This is a genomic window from Maribacter litoralis, from assembly GCF_003075045.1.
Classification (GTDB): domain Bacteria; phylum Bacteroidota; class Bacteroidia; order Flavobacteriales; family Flavobacteriaceae; genus Maribacter; species Maribacter litoralis.
In genome coordinates this window covers 770,282-790,554 of the sequence record NZ_QCZD01000003.1, presented here as the reverse complement: position 1 = coordinate 790,554, position 20,273 = coordinate 770,282, and the positions used below count along the sequence as shown (strand labels likewise).

14 protein-coding genes are annotated in these 20,273 nt (G+C 35.4%); 9 read left to right on the top strand and 5 right to left on the bottom strand.

What is annotated here, in order from left to right:
• Positions 1-478: 478 nt before the first annotated feature.
• Entirely contained in the window at positions 479-1,297 is an 819-nt protein-coding gene (locus tag DCS95_RS15000) for a class I SAM-dependent methyltransferase (protein ID WP_116771585.1), read from the top strand.
• Between the two features lie 5 nt (positions 1,298-1,302).
• Positions 1,303-1,503, top strand: coding sequence for a hypothetical protein (locus DCS95_RS14995; RefSeq protein ID WP_116771735.1), 201 nt, complete (start codon positions 1,303-1,305; stop codon positions 1,501-1,503).
• A gap of 198 nt (positions 1,504-1,701) precedes the next feature.
• On the opposite strand, the gene DCS95_RS14990 is transcribed toward DCS95_RS14995, so the two are convergent.
• Both DCS95_RS14990 and DCS95_RS14985 read right to left on the bottom strand, forming a co-directional pair.
• Positions 1,702-3,873 carry a PorP/SprF family type IX secretion system membrane protein gene (locus DCS95_RS14990; protein ID WP_116771584.1) on the bottom strand — a complete coding sequence of 724 codons (2,172 nt, stop codon included), beginning with the start codon at positions 3,871-3,873 and terminating at the stop codon, positions 1,702-1,704.
• A gap of 7 nt (positions 3,874-3,880) precedes the next feature.
• Positions 3,881-6,127, bottom strand: coding sequence for a T9SS type B sorting domain-containing protein (locus DCS95_RS14985; protein ID WP_116771583.1), 2,247 nt, complete (start codon positions 6,125-6,127; stop codon positions 3,881-3,883).
• A 226-nt stretch (positions 6,128-6,353) separates the two neighbouring features.
• Between DCS95_RS14985 and DCS95_RS14980 the strand changes: the two genes are divergently transcribed.
• Positions 6,354-8,039 (top strand): glutamine--tRNA ligase/YqeY domain fusion protein, encoded by a 1,686-nt coding sequence (locus DCS95_RS14980; RefSeq protein ID WP_116771582.1) that lies wholly within the window; start codon positions 6,354-6,356, stop codon positions 8,037-8,039.
• 273 nt (positions 8,040-8,312) lie between these two features.
• Here the strand turns inward: DCS95_RS14980 and DCS95_RS14975 are convergent, their stop codons facing one another.
• A complete protein-coding gene (locus tag DCS95_RS14975; RefSeq protein ID WP_058104579.1) occupies positions 8,313-9,242 on the bottom strand; it encodes an SPFH domain-containing protein in 930 nt (309 codons plus the stop codon).
• Positions 9,243-9,432: 190 nt separating this feature from the next.
• Between DCS95_RS14975 and DCS95_RS14970 the strand changes: the two genes are divergently transcribed.
• The gene (locus tag DCS95_RS14970; protein ID WP_116771581.1) at positions 9,433-9,792 is read left to right on the top strand and encodes a bleomycin resistance protein; all 360 of its coding nucleotides are present in this window, start codon (positions 9,433-9,435) and stop codon (positions 9,790-9,792) included.
• A 62-nt stretch (positions 9,793-9,854) separates the two neighbouring features.
• Here DCS95_RS14970 and katG read toward each other — a convergent pair whose 3' ends face one another.
• Positions 9,855-12,101 (bottom strand): catalase/peroxidase HPI, encoded by a 2,247-nt coding sequence (gene katG / locus DCS95_RS14965; RefSeq protein ID WP_116771580.1) that lies wholly within the window; start codon positions 12,099-12,101, stop codon positions 9,855-9,857.
• Between the two features lie 451 nt (positions 12,102-12,552).
• Here katG and DCS95_RS14960 point away from each other — a divergent pair, with 451 nt between their 5' ends.
• The 3 genes from DCS95_RS14960 (at position 12,553) to DCS95_RS14950 (ending at position 14,653) form a co-directional block, all read left to right on the top strand.
• Complete coding sequence (locus DCS95_RS14960; RefSeq protein ID WP_116771579.1) at positions 12,553-13,131, top strand: PepSY domain-containing protein; 579 nt, start codon at positions 12,553-12,555, stop codon at positions 13,129-13,131.
• Positions 13,132-13,174: 43 nt separating this feature from the next.
• Positions 13,175-14,146: a 23S rRNA (adenine(1618)-N(6))-methyltransferase RlmF gene (gene rlmF / locus DCS95_RS14955; RefSeq protein WP_116771578.1), complete on the top strand. Its 972-nt coding sequence runs from the start codon at positions 13,175-13,177 to the stop codon at positions 14,144-14,146.
• A 111-nt stretch (positions 14,147-14,257) separates the two neighbouring features.
• Positions 14,258-14,653: an ACT domain-containing protein gene (locus DCS95_RS14950; RefSeq protein WP_116771577.1), complete on the top strand. Its 396-nt coding sequence runs from the start codon at positions 14,258-14,260 to the stop codon at positions 14,651-14,653.
• 30 nt (positions 14,654-14,683) lie between these two features.
• Here the strand turns inward: DCS95_RS14950 and gltX are convergent, their stop codons facing one another.
• On the bottom strand, positions 14,684-16,192 hold the full coding sequence (gene gltX, locus DCS95_RS14945) for a glutamate--tRNA ligase (RefSeq protein ID WP_116771576.1): 1,509 nt from the start codon (positions 16,190-16,192) through the stop codon (positions 14,684-14,686).
• A 346-nt stretch (positions 16,193-16,538) separates the two neighbouring features.
• On the opposite strand from gltX, the gene DCS95_RS14940 reads away from it, so the two are divergent.
• Together DCS95_RS14940 and ybeY are read left to right on the top strand one after the other, a co-directional pair.
• Positions 16,539-19,859, top strand: coding sequence for a DUF4175 family protein (locus DCS95_RS14940; RefSeq protein ID WP_244178465.1), 3,321 nt, complete (start codon positions 16,539-16,541; stop codon positions 19,857-19,859).
• Complete coding sequence (ybeY, locus tag DCS95_RS14935) at positions 19,852-20,271, top strand: rRNA maturation RNase YbeY (protein WP_116771574.1); 420 nt, start codon at positions 19,852-19,854, stop codon at positions 20,269-20,271. Before DCS95_RS14940 ends, ybeY begins: the two co-directional genes overlap by 8 nt.
• The last annotated feature ends 2 nt before the right edge of the window (positions 20,272-20,273 follow it).

Below are 20,273 nucleotides of genomic sequence, written 5' to 3'. Positions count from 1 at the left end.
AAAAATGGTGCTATCTATTAGTTGAATTACCTAAACTGTTTTCAAGGTGGCCAATGAGATGGTCATTTTTCCACATCAACATTTTGAATAAATTTTTAATTACACAGGTCGGTTTTAATGAAAAAAGTGCTAAAAAGAGCTTGAAGAATAACGTAGTTTAGGGTCTGCACTAATTTATAAATGCACATATATTTTGTTGAATCTAAATATTAAAATGCCAAACCATTGTGCATGAATTAAAATTACTATTTTTAAAATCTGTTATACCAATTACTACATATAGGCTAGGTCTTCTCAAAAGACATTACTCTTTAAGCGAGTAAACATTGCATTAAAACAATTTAATGCTTAGCTAGCTATATCCAATTATTCACAACAATCTTAATCAATTCACAATAGGTTAAAATACTATTGAGCTTTGCGTTGCATTGTTCTCTATATCATTTACAACCCATTGTTTTTAGACAAGTAATAGTATATGTACAAGCAATTAATAAACAGAAATATAGAAGCATTTTACCATAAAGCTTCAGAAGAAACCAGACTCGAAAAGGGAATGGGGGTGTTTGAATTTGAAAGAATCAAACAACTCATTCAATCCTATATAACAGCTCCGTCCTTACAAATTTTAGATGTTGGGGGAGGAACTGGAAAGTATTCAGAATGGCTTGCCAAAAAAGGTCATAAAGTCCATTTAATAGAGCCAGTTGAAAAGCATTTACATCTGGCGGAACAAAGAGCAAAAAAAATAAGGAACAAGTTTAAAATACATTTAGGGGAATCTAGAGACCTCAGTTTTCCAGACAACTCTACAGATCTTATAATTCTGCATGGTCCTCTCTATCATCTTCAAAAAAAAGAGGATAGGGAAGTTAGTATCAGAGAAGCAAAACGTGTCTTAAAGCCGAACGGAATCATCTTAGGTTTTGCTATAAACTATACGGCTTCAACTTTAGTAGGGTTATTAAATGGTCTTATTCATAAAAATTCATTTTTTGAAATGTGCAAAGCAGAACTCACCTCTGGAATACATAACCCACCAGATGATTTTCCTTGGTTATTGGCAGAAGCTTATTATCATAAACCAGATCAATTAAAAAGTGAGTTTTTATCTCAAGGATTAACTTACTTAAATACCTACGCGATAGAAGGAATGGTTTGGTTGGACAAAGACTTTTTTGCCAATATGCTGCATGAAAAAAAGAGAAGAAACCTACATGAACTAATTAGAATTACACAAAATGACAGCAATATACTTTCCCTAAGTCCACATATTATGATAGCAGTTAAAAAATGAAACACATGAAAAATAAAGAGAGATATTATAACGCACTAATACAAAACCAAGGTCATATCAACGAGATTGATCTTGGTGAAAAAATTCAATTGAACGAAATTGAAACAAGAGAAATAATCGCTCAACTACTAGCTGAACATAGAATAGCATACGAAGTAAATAGAAATTGTAATTATAAGGTTGTGAACAAAAATTCGTATAGATGAAAAAACATATTGTATATTTTATAACAATGTGGTTCTATTCTCTAATACTTCACCAGTTCAACTGTTAAAATATAACTATTGGTTTATTTCGAAGTCTTCACAGTAGAATTATTTGAATACTGAGCTGTAATAAACAAAAGAGACCTTGTCAACTTTGACAAGGTCTCTTTTTATACGTTTAACTCTTATATAGCTGTTCTAAGCCATTTGTTCTTGGTTGACCCGCATAATCCACATCTTATCATCATAAGCGTCATTTAGCTTCGAATAATAGGATATAAGCGCATTTGTCCATGAGTCGTGCTTTTTAAGATACACATATCTGTAATTGTTCTTTGGGTTGATAAAGTAACTGGCACTTAACCCAAATGAATTTAATAGGGCTACAAACTTTTTAGCATTGTTAGGGTTTGCAAATACGTTCGCAATAAGATAATAACCAGAACCGGCACCTTCTATTACGTAAGATCTTGAATCAACATCTCTGGATTCAACATTGTCTCTAACCACTTCGTTAGATGTAAGCACATTAGAATCATACTTTGAAGATTTCTCTTTTAGTTTGTTTACATTGCTGGCGTACGCCTCATTAGAATACTTATTATCAACGTTCATTATCCACATGGCACCGTCATATGCTCCATTGAATTTAGAATCATGAGCGGCAACCGCATCTTCAAAGGTTTCAAATCGTTGTAGATACACATATTTTAATCCCGTATTAGGATTATCGATGTAATCGGCTTGGATTCCCTTTTCATTAAGGTCATCAATAAAATTATTCATATACTGCCCACCCTTGTATACATTAGCAACAACATAATATCCATCGGTTACATCTGGCAAATTCTTGAATCTTCTACTTTTAACAGCATCTTGAGCAACTTCGGTAGTAGCTGCGGGTGCAGTATTTGTCGTTCTTCTATTGGCCACAACCGCATCTTTTGGTTGAACTTGAGTCTGATAATTACGATTTGCAGTTGAATTATCGGCAGTATTAGATTCGGCAACGGTTTGTCTTTCAACTACAGGATTGTTTTGTTGATTAGCCGCAACAACGACTCTATCTTGTTGACTTTCATTAACCGCTTGGTTTTGATTATCAGCGGCGCCAGAATTACTTGGATTGTAGTTAGAAGCAACCTGAGTATTGCTTTCTTCATCTAAGAAAAGCGCTTTAGCTCTTTGTTCCAAATCTGGTCTCTCTCCGTTCGTCTCATTACGCACCATACGCATTACCATGGCAAAACGTCTTTCTAAATCAGATTGGCGAATAGCTTCCAAAGAATCTTGACGGAACATTAGTTCTTCAATGATGGCATCGTTCTCTGCCAATTTCATCTTTAGTTCTTCAATTTCTTCATTGGTAGCAATATTCTCTGGTTCTTCATCATTCTGTACCAAATCATCCTCAAAATCATCTTCTAACATTACCCTGTCTTCGGTAAGGTTAGGTGTAAATGAATAAGCAACAGAAATTTCATGAGTAAGGCCAAAATTGTCAAAATTATTGGACAATCCTTTTTCAATGGTATAGCCTAATGATATTCTTTCATTAAGGTTAAAACCAACACCTGCCGCAGCACCATAAAAACTGTCGTACCCACCTTGGATCCATCCTAATTTAGGAAGATCAAGAATTAAACTACCGCCAAGGGTAACATCTTCTTCACCGACTTTTCTAACCCTTGCCAAAGGCATTAACCTGGCTTGTTCAAAAATGCCATTTTGATTTTCAAACTGATGGGTATATTGTAAATGTGCCGAGTATGTTTTGTCTTTAAAATCGGTAACGGATTCACTGTTCTTTAAGTTATAATCAAAAAGGTTTTCTGCGAACATACCCACATCGAACTTGCCATATGAAAGGTTGAAACCAGGTTGAAAAGACAATAGGCTTTGATCTTGTAAACCGGCCAAGAAAGGATCTTCTTCTACCGTTGAAGCTCTACCGTTATCAAATCCGCTTTGATAGTAAGATACATTGGCACCGAAAGTAAAATTGCTCTTATCGTTCAGTTTAATACCATAAGCGTAATTTGCAAGTACGCCAAAGTTACTAAGTGTACCTTCTCTTTGTGAATATAGACTTAGACCAAGCCCCGTTCTATCACTGATACGACCACTATAGCTTAAGAAATAGTTTTGATTGTTATCATCAAATTGTACCGATTGGTTTCGGTGTAACAAGTTAATATAAGATTTATCTTCCCTAACCGTTGAAAACGTTGGGTTAATCAAAAATCGGTTGTACTTCAATAGGTTCTGGGCAGGAACGTCGTATGATACAAACGGACTCTCCTCTTGCCCACTAACTTTCATGATAGCAAACACAAATAACAATAGATATAAAACACTTTTCTTTAGCATGGTGAGCTTAACGTATTACTGTGATAGTACCTTGTTTAAGTACTTCACTGGCATTTCTAATTTTATAATAGAATACCATATTCTGTTTGGTGAAAGCCGTAGTTGACTGCGGCCAATTATTTTTATAATCGAATTCGTTAACAATTTCCTGACCTTGTTCATTATAAATAATGACATTAACATCGGCCTTGTTGGAGTATGAATTTGGTATGACCCATTGATCATTGATACCATCTCCATTAACCGTAATTACGTTTGGTACTTTAAACGTATCTAAATATGATACTTCTACTTGTTTAACTATTTCGCAATTGTCAATTGAAGCAATTAAAGTATAGCTACCGGCCTCGGTAAACGTAATACTATCAGCATTACTGATTTCAACAGCATTGGTATCTAACCATCTATATGCAGTACCTCCGCTAGCCGTAACCAACTTACTAGTACCTTCTGGCATTACAATTTCATCTCCAAGATCAAGGGTAATTAGGTCTTCATCAAGAGGGGTAACAACTATTTCATTTGATATTAAGGAACAACCATCTCGGTCTACCGCCAACGTATACGTACCAGGTGTAGAAACGGTTAATTCGGTATCTGTGGTGCTGACCATTGCTCCGTCCAATTGCCACTCGTAAGATGAGGCACTTAAATCGCTTGTTGTACTTAAGGTTATTGTTTCACCTCCACTACAGAACACGGTTCCAGAACTGGTAATAGCAATGGTTTCACTGGTCAATAACTGCACGGTCAACATATTGGAATCGACAATAAAACTATCTACAGAAGCATTTAGGTCATAGTCTCCATTTTCTGAGTTCGATGCCAAGCTAATTGTATTACCAGTTGCCCCACTAACAGCGGTACCGTCTTTACTCCATTGGTAACTAAACCCATCAATTAAAGCACTGGTAACATCTGTTTTTGTTCCATCGGCAGCAACAGCGTTGATCTGTTCTACCCCCAAAATGGTACTGGTAGATTCACAAGAAGTATACGCATCGGTATAATCGATTGTCATTTCAAAAGAAGCAGGAGATACAACGGTAGTTACATCAGAGTTTTTAGATGATACTGAACAGGTACCTCCAGTTTGTGTAACTTCTGCGTGATACTCTCCGTCTTGTGAAATGCTTAGTGAACTACTAGTCTCGCCACTTATTTCTACGCCGTTTCTAAACCACTTATAACTTGGAGTATTTGCAGTGGTGCTAACCGATATAGTTTGAGTTTGCGTTGGCAATAGCACCATATTGATTTCATTCTCTACTATTACCTCGTACACATCTGCATTAGTAATTGTAATAGCTGTTGACCTTTCATTACAAATACCCGTTCCAGAGATTTCAATGGCATAATCACCTTCAAATCCTGCACTTGATGCATCAACGGTATAGCTTGTAGCCGTTGCACCTAAAATAGCAACATCATCTTTAAACCATTGATAGCTCCATGAAGCATCTGTTTGATCAATACTTAAGGTTTCGGTATCTGTACTACATAGTGCGGTTTTACTTGGGGCTGTTACAGCAATACCTGTACCCGAACCACCAATAGTAACATCTACAATATTTGAATCTGTATTACCAGAACCGGTACATCTTGGTCCGTAATCAATATAAGCATTGTACATTCCAGACTGGGTAACATTTAAAGTATGCCCAGTTTCACCGGTTAATTCGGTACCACTACGAAACCAAATATACTGGTAGGTTTCTGGGTTGGCTATATTATCAACTTGCAAGGTTATAGGACCTGTACTACAGACGGTTCCAGGTGGTACTCCATCACCCAATTCACTAATGTTGAGGTTAGAAGTTACATCCATATAATACATGTTATAGGCAGGAGATTCGCTACCTACTTTTTCAGGGTCTGTACTACGAACTCTCATTTTGTAGCCTTCACCACGTGTATCGGTGGGTATGGCAAAACTCGTATCAAAATCCTTCACATCATTCTTGTCGGTAATCGTCTGCAACGTTTGTGCGTTGGCAAAGCTACCACTGGCATCAGATAGTTCGAGTATAAACTCGTTTCCTGCGTTGGCAGTACCTATCCAGGTAATGTTTACGAAGTATTCATTGAATCCGGAGTTTCCTGCACATACGGCAGTCCACGGCGTACTTCCTGACAGGTTTGGATTGTCTGCAGGTTCTGGGGCATTAATAACTATTGCCTGTGCCGATAGTTGAAAGGCACTGAATAACAGGCATAATGCGGTAAAAACGGTAATTTTGTTCAAGGTTTTCATAAGTATTTGTAGTTATGGGGGCCACTACGGTTGAAAAGTCGGTTAATAAATTATTTCACTAATCCGTCATTTCATAGACAAATATGTTATTTAATACGACGAAGTAAAATTTAATGTTGTCGGAAGGAAGATTTCTGTTGTGAAACTCATTTTATGTAAGGTGTACCTTTTTTAAACCTGCCAATTAAGGCAATTTTGCTACTTTTGTAGCTTGAAATATTATAACATGAGCGAGACAACAAAGTCTTTGAATTTTATTGAACAAATTGTTGAAGAGGACTTGGTAAATGGTTATGCCAAAGACGAATTACGATTTCGTTTCCCACCAGAACCAAATGGTTACCTACATATTGGGCACGCAAGTTCTATTTGCTTAAACTTTGGTTTAGGTCTTAGATATAACGCCCCTGTAAACCTGAGGTTTGACGATACCAACCCGGCGAAAGAAGAACAAGAGTTTGTAGACGCCATTAAAAAAGATGTGGAATGGCTAGGATTCAAGTGGGATACCGAACGGTATGCTTCTGATTATTTTCAGCAGTTGTACGACTGGGCCATTGAATTGATCAAAAAAGGAAAAGCCTATGTTGACGATCAATCTTCTGAAGATATGGCCGCTCAAAAAGGAACACCCACCGAACCTGGTACCGATAGTCCGAACAGAAATAGATCCGTTGAAGAGAATTTAGATCTTTTTGAAAAGATGAAAAACGGAGAATTTGCAGAGGGTTCTCATGTACTAAGAGCTAAAATTGATATGGCATCTTCGAATATGCTGATGCGCGATCCTATAATGTACCGTGTTCTACATAAGGCACACCACAGAACAAGTACCGATTGGTGTATTTACCCGATGTATGATTGGACCCATGGAGAAAGTGATTATATTGAACAAGTTTCACATTCATTCTGTACGCTAGAGTTTGCCATGCACCGGGAGTTATATAACTGGTTTTTAGATCAAGTTTACGATGAATCTAAAGTAAGACCTAAACAGCGGGAGTTTGCTCGTCGTAATTTAAGCCATACCGTTGTAAGCAAAAGAAAACTAGCTCAGTTAGTGGAAAAAGGTGTTGTAAATGGTTGGGACGACCCAAGAATGCCAACCATTTCTGGTTTGAGAAGAAGAGGATATACACCAGAATCTATCCGGAATTTTACAGATACTATAGGTATAGCAAAAAGAGACAACTTAATAGATGTCTCTTTATTGGAATTTCAAATACGAAATCATTTAAACAAAGTTGCTCCAAGGGTAATGGGCGTTTTAGATCCGCTAAAAGTTGTCATAACTAATTATCCAGAAGGCGAAGAGGAGTGGTTAGATGCGGAAAATAACCCTGAAGATGAAAGTGCAGGTTCTAGAAAAGTTCCTTTTTCAAAGGAGTTATATATTGAGAAGGAAGATTTTAGAGAAGAGGCCAATAAGAAGTTCTTTAGATTGAAGCTTGGTAAAGAGGTTCGTTTAAAGAATGCCTATATCATAAAAGCAGAATCTTGCACAAAAGATGCCGAAGGGAACATTATAGAAGTACAATGTACTTACGATCCGAAAAGTAAAAGTGGAAGTGGTACAGAAGAAAGCCTACGTAAAGTTAAAGGAACATTACATTGGGTCTCTATAAAACATGCCGTTGAAGCAGAAGTACGTTTATACGATCGTTTATTTACAGATGAAAGTCCGGATACACACAAAGACAAAGATTTCATGGAATTTATTAATCCTGATTCTTTAGAAGTTATTACCGGGTATGTAGAACCTCATCTTAAAGAAGCACAGGTTGGAGACCGAGTGCAATTTCAGCGATTAGGATATTTCTGTGTAGATCCTGATACTACCTCCGATAAATTAGTATTTAATAGAACTGTTGGTTTACGTGATTCTTGGGCAAAAATCCAAGAGAAAAAGTAACATAAGTATTCCTTATAGCTAATATTTTCAAAAATCAGTAAAATTGATATAAAAACGCTTTTAGACATACAGTCTAACGGCGTTTCTTTTGTTTTAGACCTATTGGTATTGTTTACCTAGTAAAAGTGGTTACAACCTTATTATTTTAAGTTTTCAAAATGTTTGATCTCTTATTCTATCAATTATAGTAACGCAATCAAACAACTAAAATTTGTTTAATGAAAAAACCCGAAAACAAATTGTTTTGGGTTTTTTCATATTATGAGTTACCAATTATTCTTTTGGTTTGGGTTTATTTGTTTTTTTCATACTCTCCCCAATCATATTACTAGCCGTAAAGCTAGCTACCATGTTATTCAACATATCACTGCCTGCCTGTGGAGAATTTGGTAGCAGTATTAAATTGGTGTTAGTTTCTTCCCCGATACTTTGAAGGGTATCATAATGTTGCGTTACTACAATTAAAGCAGAAGCTTCTTGAGAATTGATACCAACTTTATTAAGTACCTCAACAGATTCCTCTAAACCGCGAGCTATTTCCCTTCTTTGATCAGCAATACCTTGACCTTGCAGTCTTTTGCTTTCCGCTTCCGCCTTTGCCTTTTCGACTATTAAAATACGGGCTGCATCACCTTCAAACTGCGCAGCAGTTTTTTGGCGTTCAGAAGCATTAATTCTGTTCATTGCCTCCTTTACCTGTGGGTCTGGATCAATATCTGTTACCAATGTCTTTATAATATCAAAGCCATAGTCAAGCATTGCCTCTTGCAATTCCGATTTTACCGCAATGGCAATATCATCTTTTTTAACAAAGACATCATCCAACTTCATTTTAGGTACCTCAGCACGTACAACATCAAATACGTAAGAAGTTATTTGCTCATGCGGATACTCCAATTTATAATACGCATCATATACCTTTTCTCTAATTACAACATATTGTACCGATACTTTTAACTTAACAAAAACATCATCGAGCGTTTTAGTTTCGATAATTACATCTAATTGCTGAATTTTTAATCCTATTCTAGCCGCAATACGTTGTACAAACGGAATTTTAAATTGAATACCCGATTGTCTTACACTAGTAAATTTTCCAAAAGTTTCTATCAAAACTGCGGTTTGCTGTTTAACAATAAACACACCCGAAAGAATGGTAACAATGACCAGAAACAAAATTGGAATCCAAATGAATGAGCCCATAATAATTTATTTTTAAGTTAATAATTGAAGATACTAAATGCCTTCATCATATCAGTAGCTTTAATTATACATTTGTTACAGAAACACCCTATAATTTATAATCATTTCATTAAAAGAGAGAAAATCAGCAGTATTAGCATAATTTTTAGATTTTTATCAATACCTTTTAATTTCATTCAAAGCCATATAAATGCTGCAAGCCATACACCCTAAACTACCTATGAGAGATAAGGAGGTCACCAAAAGCTATTATATAGACTCCTTAGGTTTTAAAGAGTGGGGCGTAACCGACTATCCTGACTATTTGATGTTAGAAAAGAATGAACTACAACTTCATTTCTTTTTATTTAAAGATTTGAATCCGAGAGAAAACTATGGACAGGTGTATATAAGAGTAAATCAAATCGAAAAATTATACCAATCGTTACTAAAAAATAAAGTAGCAATACATCCAAATGGAAAACTTGAAACAAAACCATGGGGGCAAAAAGAATTTTCTCTTTTAGACCCAGATAGTAATCTACTCACTTTTGGTGCATCTATCATTTAAAAATGGGCATAAAAAAAGGCAGTACTTAACATACTGCCATTTTCAATAAATAATTAATTATCTTATTTTAAATCATAACGATCTAAATTCATAACCTTAGTCCAAGTCTTTGCAAAATCTTTTACAAATTTTTGTTTTGAATCTTCTGTACCATAAACTTCAGCTAAAGCACGTAATTCAGAATTTGAACCAAAAATTAAATCTGCTCTAGTACCTGTCCATTTTACATTTCCCGTCTTGCGATCACTTCCTTCAAATACAGTATCATCGTTAGAAGCAGCTTTCCATGTTGTGCCCATATCTAAAAGATTAATAAAGAAATCATTGGTAAGCACACCTGGGGTATCGGTAAACACACCGTTATTGGATCCATCATAATTTGCACCTAACACACGAAGTCCGCCAATAAGAACCGTCATTTCTGGAGCTGTCAGCGTTAATAGATTAGCTCTATCAACTAAAAGCTCTTCCGCCTGTACAGATAATTTTTGCTTTGTATAATTTCTAAATCCGTCCGCTATTGGCTCTAATGCCTCAAATGATTCAACATCGGTCATTTCTTGAGTTGCATCTGTACGCCCGGCATTGAATTCAACATTTGTATCAAAGCCTGCCAATTTAGCTGCATTCTCAACAGCAGCAGTACCTCCTAATACTACCAAATCTGCAAAAGAAACCTTTTTATTGCCAGATTGAGCTTCATTAAATTCCTTTTGAATTCTTTCTAAGGTTGCTGTTACTTTTGCCAACTGAGTAGGGTTATTTACTGCCCAATCTTTTTGAGGGGTCAAGCGAACACGACCTCCATTGGCACCTCCTCTTTTATCTGAACCTCTAAATGTTGATGCAGAAGCCCAGGCAGTTGAAACCAATTCTGAAGTAGAAAGTCCTGAAGACAAAATAGTTTTCTTTAATTCGGCAATATCAGCATCATTGATCAATTCAAAATCAACAGATGGTACTGGATCTTGCCATAACAATTGCTCCTGTGGTACTTCTGGACCTAAATAGCGATCTTTAGGGCCCATATCGCGGTGAGTTAATTTATACCATGCACGAGCATAAGCATCTTTAAATTCATCTGGATTTTCCAAAAAGTTTCTAGAAATCTTTTCGAACTCAGGGTCTACTCTTAAAGACATATCGGTAACCAACATAAAAGGTTGGTGCGTTTTTCCTTCAATGTGTGCATCTGGCATTTCACCTGCTCCTGCTTCACCAACTGGCTTATATTGCCATGCACCAGCAGGACTCTTAGTTAATTCCCACTCGAAACCAAATAAGTTTTCAAAGAAATAATGGCTCCACTTTGTTGGTGTTTGTGACCATGCACCTTCTAAACCACTAGTAATGGTATCTGCGCCAGAACCAGAACCATAGTTGCTTTTCCAACCTAAACCTTGTTCCGTGATATCTGCAGCTGCTGGTTCTGCACCTACATACTCATCTGGATTAGCGGCACCGTGTGTTTTACCAAATGTATGACCACCGGCGATCAATGCAACGGTTTCGTAGTCGTCCATAGCCATTCTTTTAAAAGTCTGTCTAATATAATGTGCAGCTTCTAAAGGATCAGGATTCGCATTGTGACCTTCTGGGTTTACATAAATAAGACCCATGTGAGCGGCACCTAACGGATTTTCCAATTCATTACCATCCTCATCATATCTTTCTTTGTTGCCTAACCATTCAGTTTCTGACCCCCAATAAACATCATCCTCAGGTTGCCAAATATCTTCGCGTCCACCGGCAAAACCGTACATTGGTAATCCCATACTTTCATGAGCAACGTTACCTGCCAAAATCAATAAATCTGCCCAAGAAATCTTTTTACCGTATTTCTGTTTTATTGGCCATAATAATAAACGGGCCTTATCCAAGTTGGCGTTGTCAGGCCAGCTGTTCAATGGAGCAAAACGTTGGTTACCTGCACTTGCACCACCTCTACCGTCTGATATACGGTACGTACCAGCACTGTGCCATGCCATACGAATGAAAAATGGACCATAATGACCATAATCCGCCGGCCACCAATCTTGACTATCGGTCATTACATCGGTTAAATCTTTTTTAATAGCTGCTAAATCTAACGACTTAAACTCTTCGGCATAATTAAAGTCAGCATCCATTGGATCTGCCATTTCTGAATGTAACCTAAGAATATTAAGGTTTAACATATTTGGCCACCAGTCTTTATTAGTGGTTCCACCACCTGCTGCTTGATGCATTTCACCATTTAAAAATGGACAATTCGCTGCTGAGGATTCATTTACATCCCAAGCTTCACCTTTTCCGTTAGTACTACTCATGATTATGTCTATTTTATGTTGTTTCTAATTCTTACAAGTGTAAAACTATCAATATTTAATTTATCAAAAATCAGATTATAATAGAAAATATCTATTGTGTGATTATAAAACGTTTCGCCTTTATCCAATTCGATTGATAAACTGAACTAAAAAAGTACGCAAAATTTAGAATATCATAAAGATAAACACATAAAAGGATAATGTAATATTAGATAACCCATAATTAATATTTTAGTAAAACAAACTAGCGACGTATCCATTCAACACACAAAATCCATTTATTTTAACCCAGTCAATACCATACCTAACTAAATCAATTTTTACATATTCACTTTTGTAACAGTAATTGATATCATTAAAAAGGGAGCATATCATGAATTTTAATTTAACAAATCATTGATAAATCTGCCTAGTTAATCTAGTTATATTGCGCGTTAACCAAACCAAAAGAATGCCTAAAATCACCAAAAGACAACGACAAGCAAAATGGTTGCGTATTTTTAGAAAAGTGCATAGGGCAACTGGCGCCGCGTTGTTTATCTTTTTCTTTTTTATTTCAATAACCGGACTTCTCTTAGGGTGGAAAAAGCACAGTGGAGGGGTAATTCTATCAAAGACTTACAAAGGAACATCTACAAATTTGAAAGAATGGTTACCGGTAGATAGTTTACACACTATTGCAAATGCCTATTTACTTGAAAATGTATCGCCAGATTTGTCTACAGAAATTGATCGAATTGATATAAGAAAAGAAAAAGGCATTGTAAAATTCGTATATGCAGATCACATATGGGGTTTACAAATCGATGGTGCCACGGGAAAAGTTTTACATACCGAACGGAGATATTCTGACTTAATTGAACATATTCATGACGGCTCTGTTCTAGATGATTATTTAGGAACTAGCGATAATCAAATAAAGGTTTTTTACACTACCATTATGGGGCTTGCCCTGTTACTTTTTACCATTACCGGATTTTGGTTATGGTATGGACCAAAGCGTATGCGAAGAAATAATACGAGCACTTAAAAATTAGGCTTAGCTTTGGACTCTTCAACAAGTTCAAAATCATATGCCCGATAACAAGAAAAAAGCAGCTTTAGAAAAACCAAGTTTACACGTAAGGAACAAACATACCGGTCGTTACGATCTTAAAGCCCTCAAACAGATAAACCCTGAGTTAAACCCGTTCGTTGCCAAGAATAAATATGGCAACCTATCTATTGACTTTTTTAATCCTGTTGCTGTAAAGGCGCTAAACAAAGCCCTACTTATGGCACACTACAATATTAAAAATTGGGATATACCAGATGGTTTTTTGTGTCCGCCCATACCAGGTAGAGCGGATTATATTCACCATATAGCAGACGTTTTAGCAGAAAGCAATAACGGTCTTTTGGTGAAAGGGGAACATATTACATGTTTGGATGTTGGAGTAGGAGCAAATTGTGTTTATCCCATTATTGGCAATAGTTCTTATGGCTGGTCATTTATAGGTTCGGACATTGATCCAAAGGCTATTGAAGCTGCAGAAAAAAATGTATCTAACAATTCAAATCTTTCCGGAAAGGTTGGATTTAGAGTTCAAACCAAACCAGATCATATTTTTTCTGGGATAATAAATTCCAAAGAAAAAATAGATTTTACCATTTGCAATCCGCCCTTTCACGCGAATCAAGCAGAAGCAGAAGCGGGAACTTTGAGAAAACTGAGCAACTTAAAAAAGAAAAGGGTTAAAAAACCCGATTTGAATTTTGCCGGGCAAGGAGGAGAACTTTGGACAGATGGTGGAGAAAAGCGCTTTGTACTGAATATGATCAACGAAAGTGCCCAATATTCTAAAAATTGTGCTTGGTTTTCAACTTTAGTATCAAAGCAATCTAACCTACGTGCATTTTATGATAGATTAGAAAAAGTAGGAGTTGTTGAACATAAAACGACACCAATGGGACAGGGAAATAAACTAAGCAGAATAATTGCTTGGACATTTTTATCGGCCGCAGAAATGAAATCTTGGGCAAATGACAGGTGGCTCAACGAATAAATTTCGCCGCTGCTCTTTTTTAATCATCAAAAGAAGTATTTTAAGGAGTATTCTTTGGTAAATTGACCCGAAGGGTCGAAATTTTTTTGAAAATTCAGCAAACACGCTAAAATGGAAGGAGAAACCGATTTGAATATACTTTTAAAGAGTTTAAAACCTAGTTTGAACAAAGGGAACTATGTTTTTATATCGGTAAATGATATTCGGCACATTTCTAGAGACATCATTTTATTTGAGTTCAAAGAAAAAGAAGGTATAACCATAATTTTAGAACAAGCTAAAGCCGATGAATTAAATTTTAAATATGACTTTGTTGCTTCTTGGATTACACTTACTGTACATTCTGCACTAAATGCTGTTGGTTTAACGGCGGCAGTTTCTACCGCATTGACCAAATATAATATCAGTTGCAATGTTGTTGCGGCCTATTATCACGACCATATTTTTGTAGCAACAAAAGACACCGAACAAGCAATGGAAGTTTTAAGTGAATTTTCGGGAAAGTAAAGTGTACTTCATTCTCCCGAAAATTTTATTTTATCCTAATTTATCTAGGGCTGTTTCAATTCTAGAAATACTTTCTTCTTTACCGATCATCGCCATGATATCAAAAATATGTGGTCCTTTCATATCACCCACCAAGAATAGGCGTAAAGGTGGCATTACTTTACCGAACGATAATTCTTTTTCGCCAATCCAAGCTTTTACTACAGTTTCGCTATTTTCCGATGAAAAATCTTCAATAGGTTCGAGTACAGAAACTAAATCTTTCATGATACCTGCTGTATCATCTTTCCACTGCTTTTTAGCTGCTTTTGCATTATACTCAGTAGGAACTACAAAAAAGTAATCTGATAAATTCCAGAAATCTGAAACAAAAATTGCGCGCTCTTTTATTAGCGTAACTACTTTGGTAACATACTCTAAATCTAGTTTTTCACTATCAGAAATATGCTCCTTTACTGTTGGTAAGAATAACTTAGCCAACTCATTATCAGCGGTTTCTTGAAGATAATGCTGGTTATACCACTTGGTCTTTTCTGGATCAAAACGTGCTCCAGATTTATTAACACGCTCTAAACTAAATGCTTTTACCAATTCTTCTAAAGAAAACAATTCTTGTTCCGTTCCAGGATTCCATCCTAATAAAGCCAAGAAATTGATTACCGCCTCAGGAAAATAACCAGCTTCCTTATAGCCTTCAGATTCATTCCATGAAAGAGGAAAAACCGGAAAGCCCATTTTTTCACCATCACGCTTGCTTAATTTCCCTTTACCAACAGGTTTCATAATCAATGGTAAATGAGCAAATTGAGGAGCGGTCCAACCCAATGCATCATACAACTGCTTATGCAGTGCTAAAGAGGGTAGCCATTCTTCTCCACGTATAACATGTGAAATCTCCATTAAATGGTCATCAACAATATTCGCTAAATGATAGGTTGGCATACCATCGCTTTTAAAAAGCACCTTATCATCTAAAACGTTAGTGTCAATTTTTATGGAACCACGTATTAAATCATCTAAATGTAATATTTCATCTGGCGGTGTTAAAAAACGAATAACATAGTCATCACCATTGGCCAACCTTTCTTTAACTTCTTCTGGCATTAACGAAAGAGAATTATCCAACTTTAACCTGTTATGCCAGTTATATATAAAAGTTTTACCTTTTTCTTCATGTTCTTTTCTATGAGCATCTAGACTTTCTGCTGTATCAAAAGCGTAATACGCCTTACCGCTAGCAATTAAATCATCGGCATATTTCCTATACATAGATTTGCGTTCGCTCTGTCTATATGGACCAAAACCACCATCTTTGCCAATGCCTTCATCAAAAGGAATTCCGCACCAGTTCAATGCATCAATTATATATTGTTCAGCGCCTTCAACGTATCTATTCTGATCGGTATCTTCTATTCTTAGAATAAAATCACCGCCATGTTTTTTGGCAAATAAATAGTTAAATAGGGCAGTACGAACACCACCAATATGTAATGGTCCTGTTGGACTAGGGGCAAAACGAACACGAACTTTCTCTGACATAATTTCTAATTGAGCCACAAAGATACATAACCAAGCGTTTTTGAAATAGGATTTTGAAATAGGATTTTCTTTAAAAACCAACTGTTATTGGTGTATTAAACAGCAGACCAGTGATTTGATTTAACAAATATTTCCCAACAAACAATATTTATATCCGTTATCTTGGTATAAAAAAGGGCAATTGCAAGACTATAATCACATTTTAGATCGTTTAAATCAATTTATTCAAAAACACTATTCACAGGTTCTGATAAAAGGTATTCTTCTCTTTTTCGCCTTAGGATTATTGTTTTTTCTATTTATTCTAGGTATAGAGTATTTTCTTTGGTTATCAACAATAGGCCGAATGGTATTATTCGGCATTTTTGTAGTGGTAGAACTATATCTACTCTTTACATACATAGTAACACCCATCTTTTACCTTTTCAAAATCAAAAAAGGACTAGGCCCTAAGGATGCTGCAGCAATGATTGGCACCCATTTTCCAGAAGTAGGAGATAAGCTTATTAATTTGCTGGATTTAGCAGAAAATCCTCAACAATCTGAACTTCTACTAGCAAGTATTGCCCAACGTTCTAAACAAATGGATACTATTCCATTTTCGAGTGCTATTAATTTTAAAGATTCATTTAAATATTTGAAATATGCTATAATACCCATTCTTATTATTGGCGCACTATACATTTCTGGAAATTGGAATACATTTTTTGGTTCTTATGAACGGGTGATAAATTATAAAATGGCCTATGAAAAACCTGCACCGTTTCAATTTCAACTTTTATCAGATAATCTAAGCACTCTACAAGATGAGGCTTATACAATACAAGTTTCGACTAAAGGTGAAATTAAACCCGAAAATGTTTTTATCAACATTAACGGAAAATCTATTTTATTACAACAGCAAAATGGATTGTATGAATACATATTTGCACCACCGATAACAACTACCACTTTTAATTTTAAAGCAAATGAAGTTAATTCTAAACCTTATACTTTAATTGCATTAGAAACTCCATCTATAGTCGATTTTACGATGGACTTATCTTATCCAACATATTTGAATAAACGTAATGAAACTATTAGAAGCACCGGCAATGCCGTAATACCTGAAGGTACCAAGGTTTCATGGAAAATTAATGGTGAAAATACCGATAAGATTAATCTGTCATTAAAAGATACCGTTCTTTCTTTTAATAATAAAGAAAACATATTTTCTTTGACACAAAGCATATATAATGATTATAGTTACGAACTAACCACAACCAATAAAAATGTAGCTAACTACGAGCGATTATCTTATAATTTCAAAGTTATAAAAGATGCTTACCCAACTATAAAAGTAAATCAAGTCTTAGATTCTTTAAATCCAAATGTATCATATTATACAGGTAACGTAAGCGATGATTACGGTCTAACAAAAATTGATCTCGTTTATTTTGAAGTTGGAAGAGAAGACAATGAAAAGATTATCAACCTAAGTACATCTAAAAGTAACTACGAGCAATTTTATTACACTTTTCCATCAGGTATAGAAATTGAAGCTGGTAAAAATTATGGTTTTTATTTTCAAGTAACAGACAATGATGCCGTACACAATGGTAAAACAATTAAAAGCCAAATATTCCAACAGGTATTACTTGATGATAACCAACTAAAAAACAAAGATCTTGAATCTCAGCAATCGTTAATTCAAGATTTGGACAAATCTCTTCAACGTGCAAAACAACAGAAAGAAACTTTAGAAGAAATCAATCAAAATCAAAAAGAGAAAAGTAGTTTAAATTTTAATGATCAAAATCAGATTAAAGACTACTTAAAAAAGCAGGAGCAACAAGAGCAGTTGATGCAAAAATTCAGTAAAGAATTAAAAGAAAATTTAGACAAGGGAGATAAAGACGATAAATTAAACCAATTGTTACAAGAACGTTTAGAACGACAAGAAGAGCAAGCCAAAAAAAATCAGAAACTCCTTGAAGAACTTAACAAAGTAGCAGATAAGATCAAAAAGGAAGAACTCACTAAAAAACTTGAGGATTTAGGTAAAAAACAACAGAACAGTGAGCGTAGTTTAGAACAACTTTTAGAACTAACCAAAAGGTATTATGTAACTGAAAAAGCATCGCAACTGGCAAGGGATTTGGAAGAATTATCTAAAAAACAAAATGAACTTTCAGAAAAGGGTAAAGAAGAAAATAATGCTAAAAACCAAGAACAGTTAAACAAAGAATTCAATGAATTATCTAAGGAATTAAAAGAACTCAAAAATGACAATGACAAACTAAAAAAACCAATCGATTTAAATTTAGATAATAATAAAGAAGAAGGCATAAAACAAGACCAACAAGAAGCTCTTGAACAACTTGAAAAAGACAAAAATTCAGACCAACAAAATCGAAAAAACGAACAAAATAATGCCTCGAAAAAGCAAAAATCTGCTGCGCAGAAAATGAAAGAAATGAGTGAGCAATTAAGTGATTCTTCTTCCGGTGGAGATGGGGGTTCTTCTGTTGCCGAAGATGCGGAAATGCTACGTCAAATTTTAGATAATCTTATCATATTTTCATTTAAACAAGAAGCCTTATTTAATAAACTATCATCTAAAGAAGACCAGGATGAAACCCAATATTCTGAAACAGTACGAGATCAAAATGAACTACGAGGTTTGTTTGAGCATGTCGATGATAGTCTTTTTGCACTATCATTACGCCAAGCAGAACTATCAGAATTTGTAAATGAACAAATAACCGAAGTCTATTACAATATTGATAAATCATTGGAGACTATGGCAGACGGACAAATTTTTCAAGGAATTTCGCATCAAAAATATGTTCTTACGGCAGCCAATAGTTTAGCGGATTTCTTAGCCAATGTTATGGATAATATGCAAGAAAGCATGCAAATGGGAAAAGGATCTGGTCAAAGCGAAGGTGGATTTCAATTACCAGATATCATAAAAGGACAACAAGAGTTGGGTGAAAAAATGGGGCAACAAGGAAAATCTGGTAGCAAAGGAAAAGAAGTAGAAAGCGGAAAAGGTCAACAAGGTAGTAAAGGTGAACAAGGCGAAAATGGAGAACAGGGTGAAAAAGGAAAACAAGGATCCAATGGTAAATCTGGAGAAAACGGAAGTGAAGGAGAAAACGGCAAGAATGGTAAAAATGGTAATAATGGCAAAGGAGGAGAAAATGGAAGCGGAAAAGGTAATTCCAATGGAAATGGCGGACAGGGTAATGGTCAAATGAGCGAAGCAGAACTCAAAGAGATTTACGAAATTTATCAAAGCCAACAAAAAATTCGTCAAGAGCTAGAGAAACAATTAGAAAACATGATTAACAGCGGCGACCAAAAATTGGGTCAAAAGCTGATTAAGCAGATGGAGGATTTCGAAAACGATTTACTCGAAAATGGAATTACACAGCGTACAATCAACAAAGCCAACACTATACAGTACGAATTATTGAAATTAGAAAACGCTGCATTAAAGCAGGGACAGAAATCTGAGCGAGAAAGTAACAGAAATACAAAAGACTTCACAAATCCTATTACTACTAAACCCTCATTATTAGAGAATTATCATAATGAAGTTGAAATTTTAAATAGGCAAAGCTTACCTTTGCGGCAAAATTTTCAAACAAAGGTTAAAGAGTACTTCAAAGCAAATGATTAATTACAACTACCTAACCGATTTTAAGCTAGTAAAAGAAACACATTTTGATTCATGGATAATAAATTCTTGTAAAACCGAAGGTTTTAAGGTTCAAGAATTAAACTACATTTTCTGCGATGATGAATACCTACTTAAAATCAATCAAGATTATTTACAACACGATTATTTAACAGACATTATTACCTTCGACTATGTGTCAGGTAAAAATGTATCTGGCGACTTATACATTTCTATAGATCGTGTAAAAGAAAATGCAGAAGAATTTAAAGTCTCTTTTGAAAATGAATTAAAGCGTGTAATGGTTCATGGTGTTTTACACTTAATGGGCTATTCGGATAAATCGGAAACAGCTACTGCCGAAATGCGCGCTAAAGAAGAAGAAAAAATAAAGCTGTTCCACGTGGAACAATAGAC

Bases quoted from the DNA above. Each gene is read 5' to 3' on its own strand.
- DCS95_RS15000 (WP_116771585.1), top strand. From the start codon at position 479: ATGTACAAGCAATTAATAAACAGAAATATAGAAGCATTTTACCATAAA.
- katG (WP_116771580.1), bottom strand. From the start codon at position 12,101: ATGAGTAGTACTAACGGAAAAGGTGAAGCTTGGGATGTAAATGAATCC.
- DCS95_RS14975 (WP_058104579.1), bottom strand. From the start codon at position 9,242: ATGGGCTCATTCATTTGGATTCCAATTTTGTTTCTGGTCATTGTTACC.
- DCS95_RS14970 (WP_116771581.1), top strand. From the start codon at position 9,433: ATGCTGCAAGCCATACACCCTAAACTACCTATGAGAGATAAGGAGGTC.
- ybeY (WP_116771574.1), top strand. From the start codon at position 19,852: ATGATTAATTACAACTACCTAACCGATTTTAAGCTAGTAAAAGAAACA.
- DCS95_RS14990 (WP_116771584.1), bottom strand. From the start codon at position 3,873: ATGCTAAAGAAAAGTGTTTTATATCTATTGTTATTTGTGTTTGCTATC.
- DCS95_RS14985 (WP_116771583.1), bottom strand. From the start codon at position 6,127: ATGAAAACCTTGAACAAAATTACCGTTTTTACCGCATTATGCCTGTTA.
- DCS95_RS14960 (WP_116771579.1), top strand. From the start codon at position 12,553: ATGCCTAAAATCACCAAAAGACAACGACAAGCAAAATGGTTGCGTATT.
- DCS95_RS14980 (WP_116771582.1), top strand. From the start codon at position 6,354: ATGAGCGAGACAACAAAGTCTTTGAATTTTATTGAACAAATTGTTGAA.
- DCS95_RS14940 (WP_244178465.1), top strand. From the start codon at position 16,539: ATGGTATTATTCGGCATTTTTGTAGTGGTAGAACTATATCTACTCTTT.
- DCS95_RS14950 (WP_116771577.1), top strand. From the start codon at position 14,258: ATGGAAGGAGAAACCGATTTGAATATACTTTTAAAGAGTTTAAAACCT.
- gltX (WP_116771576.1), bottom strand. From the start codon at position 16,192: ATGTCAGAGAAAGTTCGTGTTCGTTTTGCCCCTAGTCCAACAGGACCA.
- DCS95_RS14995 (WP_116771735.1), top strand. From the start codon at position 1,303: ATGAAAAATAAAGAGAGATATTATAACGCACTAATACAAAACCAAGGT.
- rlmF (WP_116771578.1), top strand. From the start codon at position 13,175: ATGCCCGATAACAAGAAAAAAGCAGCTTTAGAAAAACCAAGTTTACAC.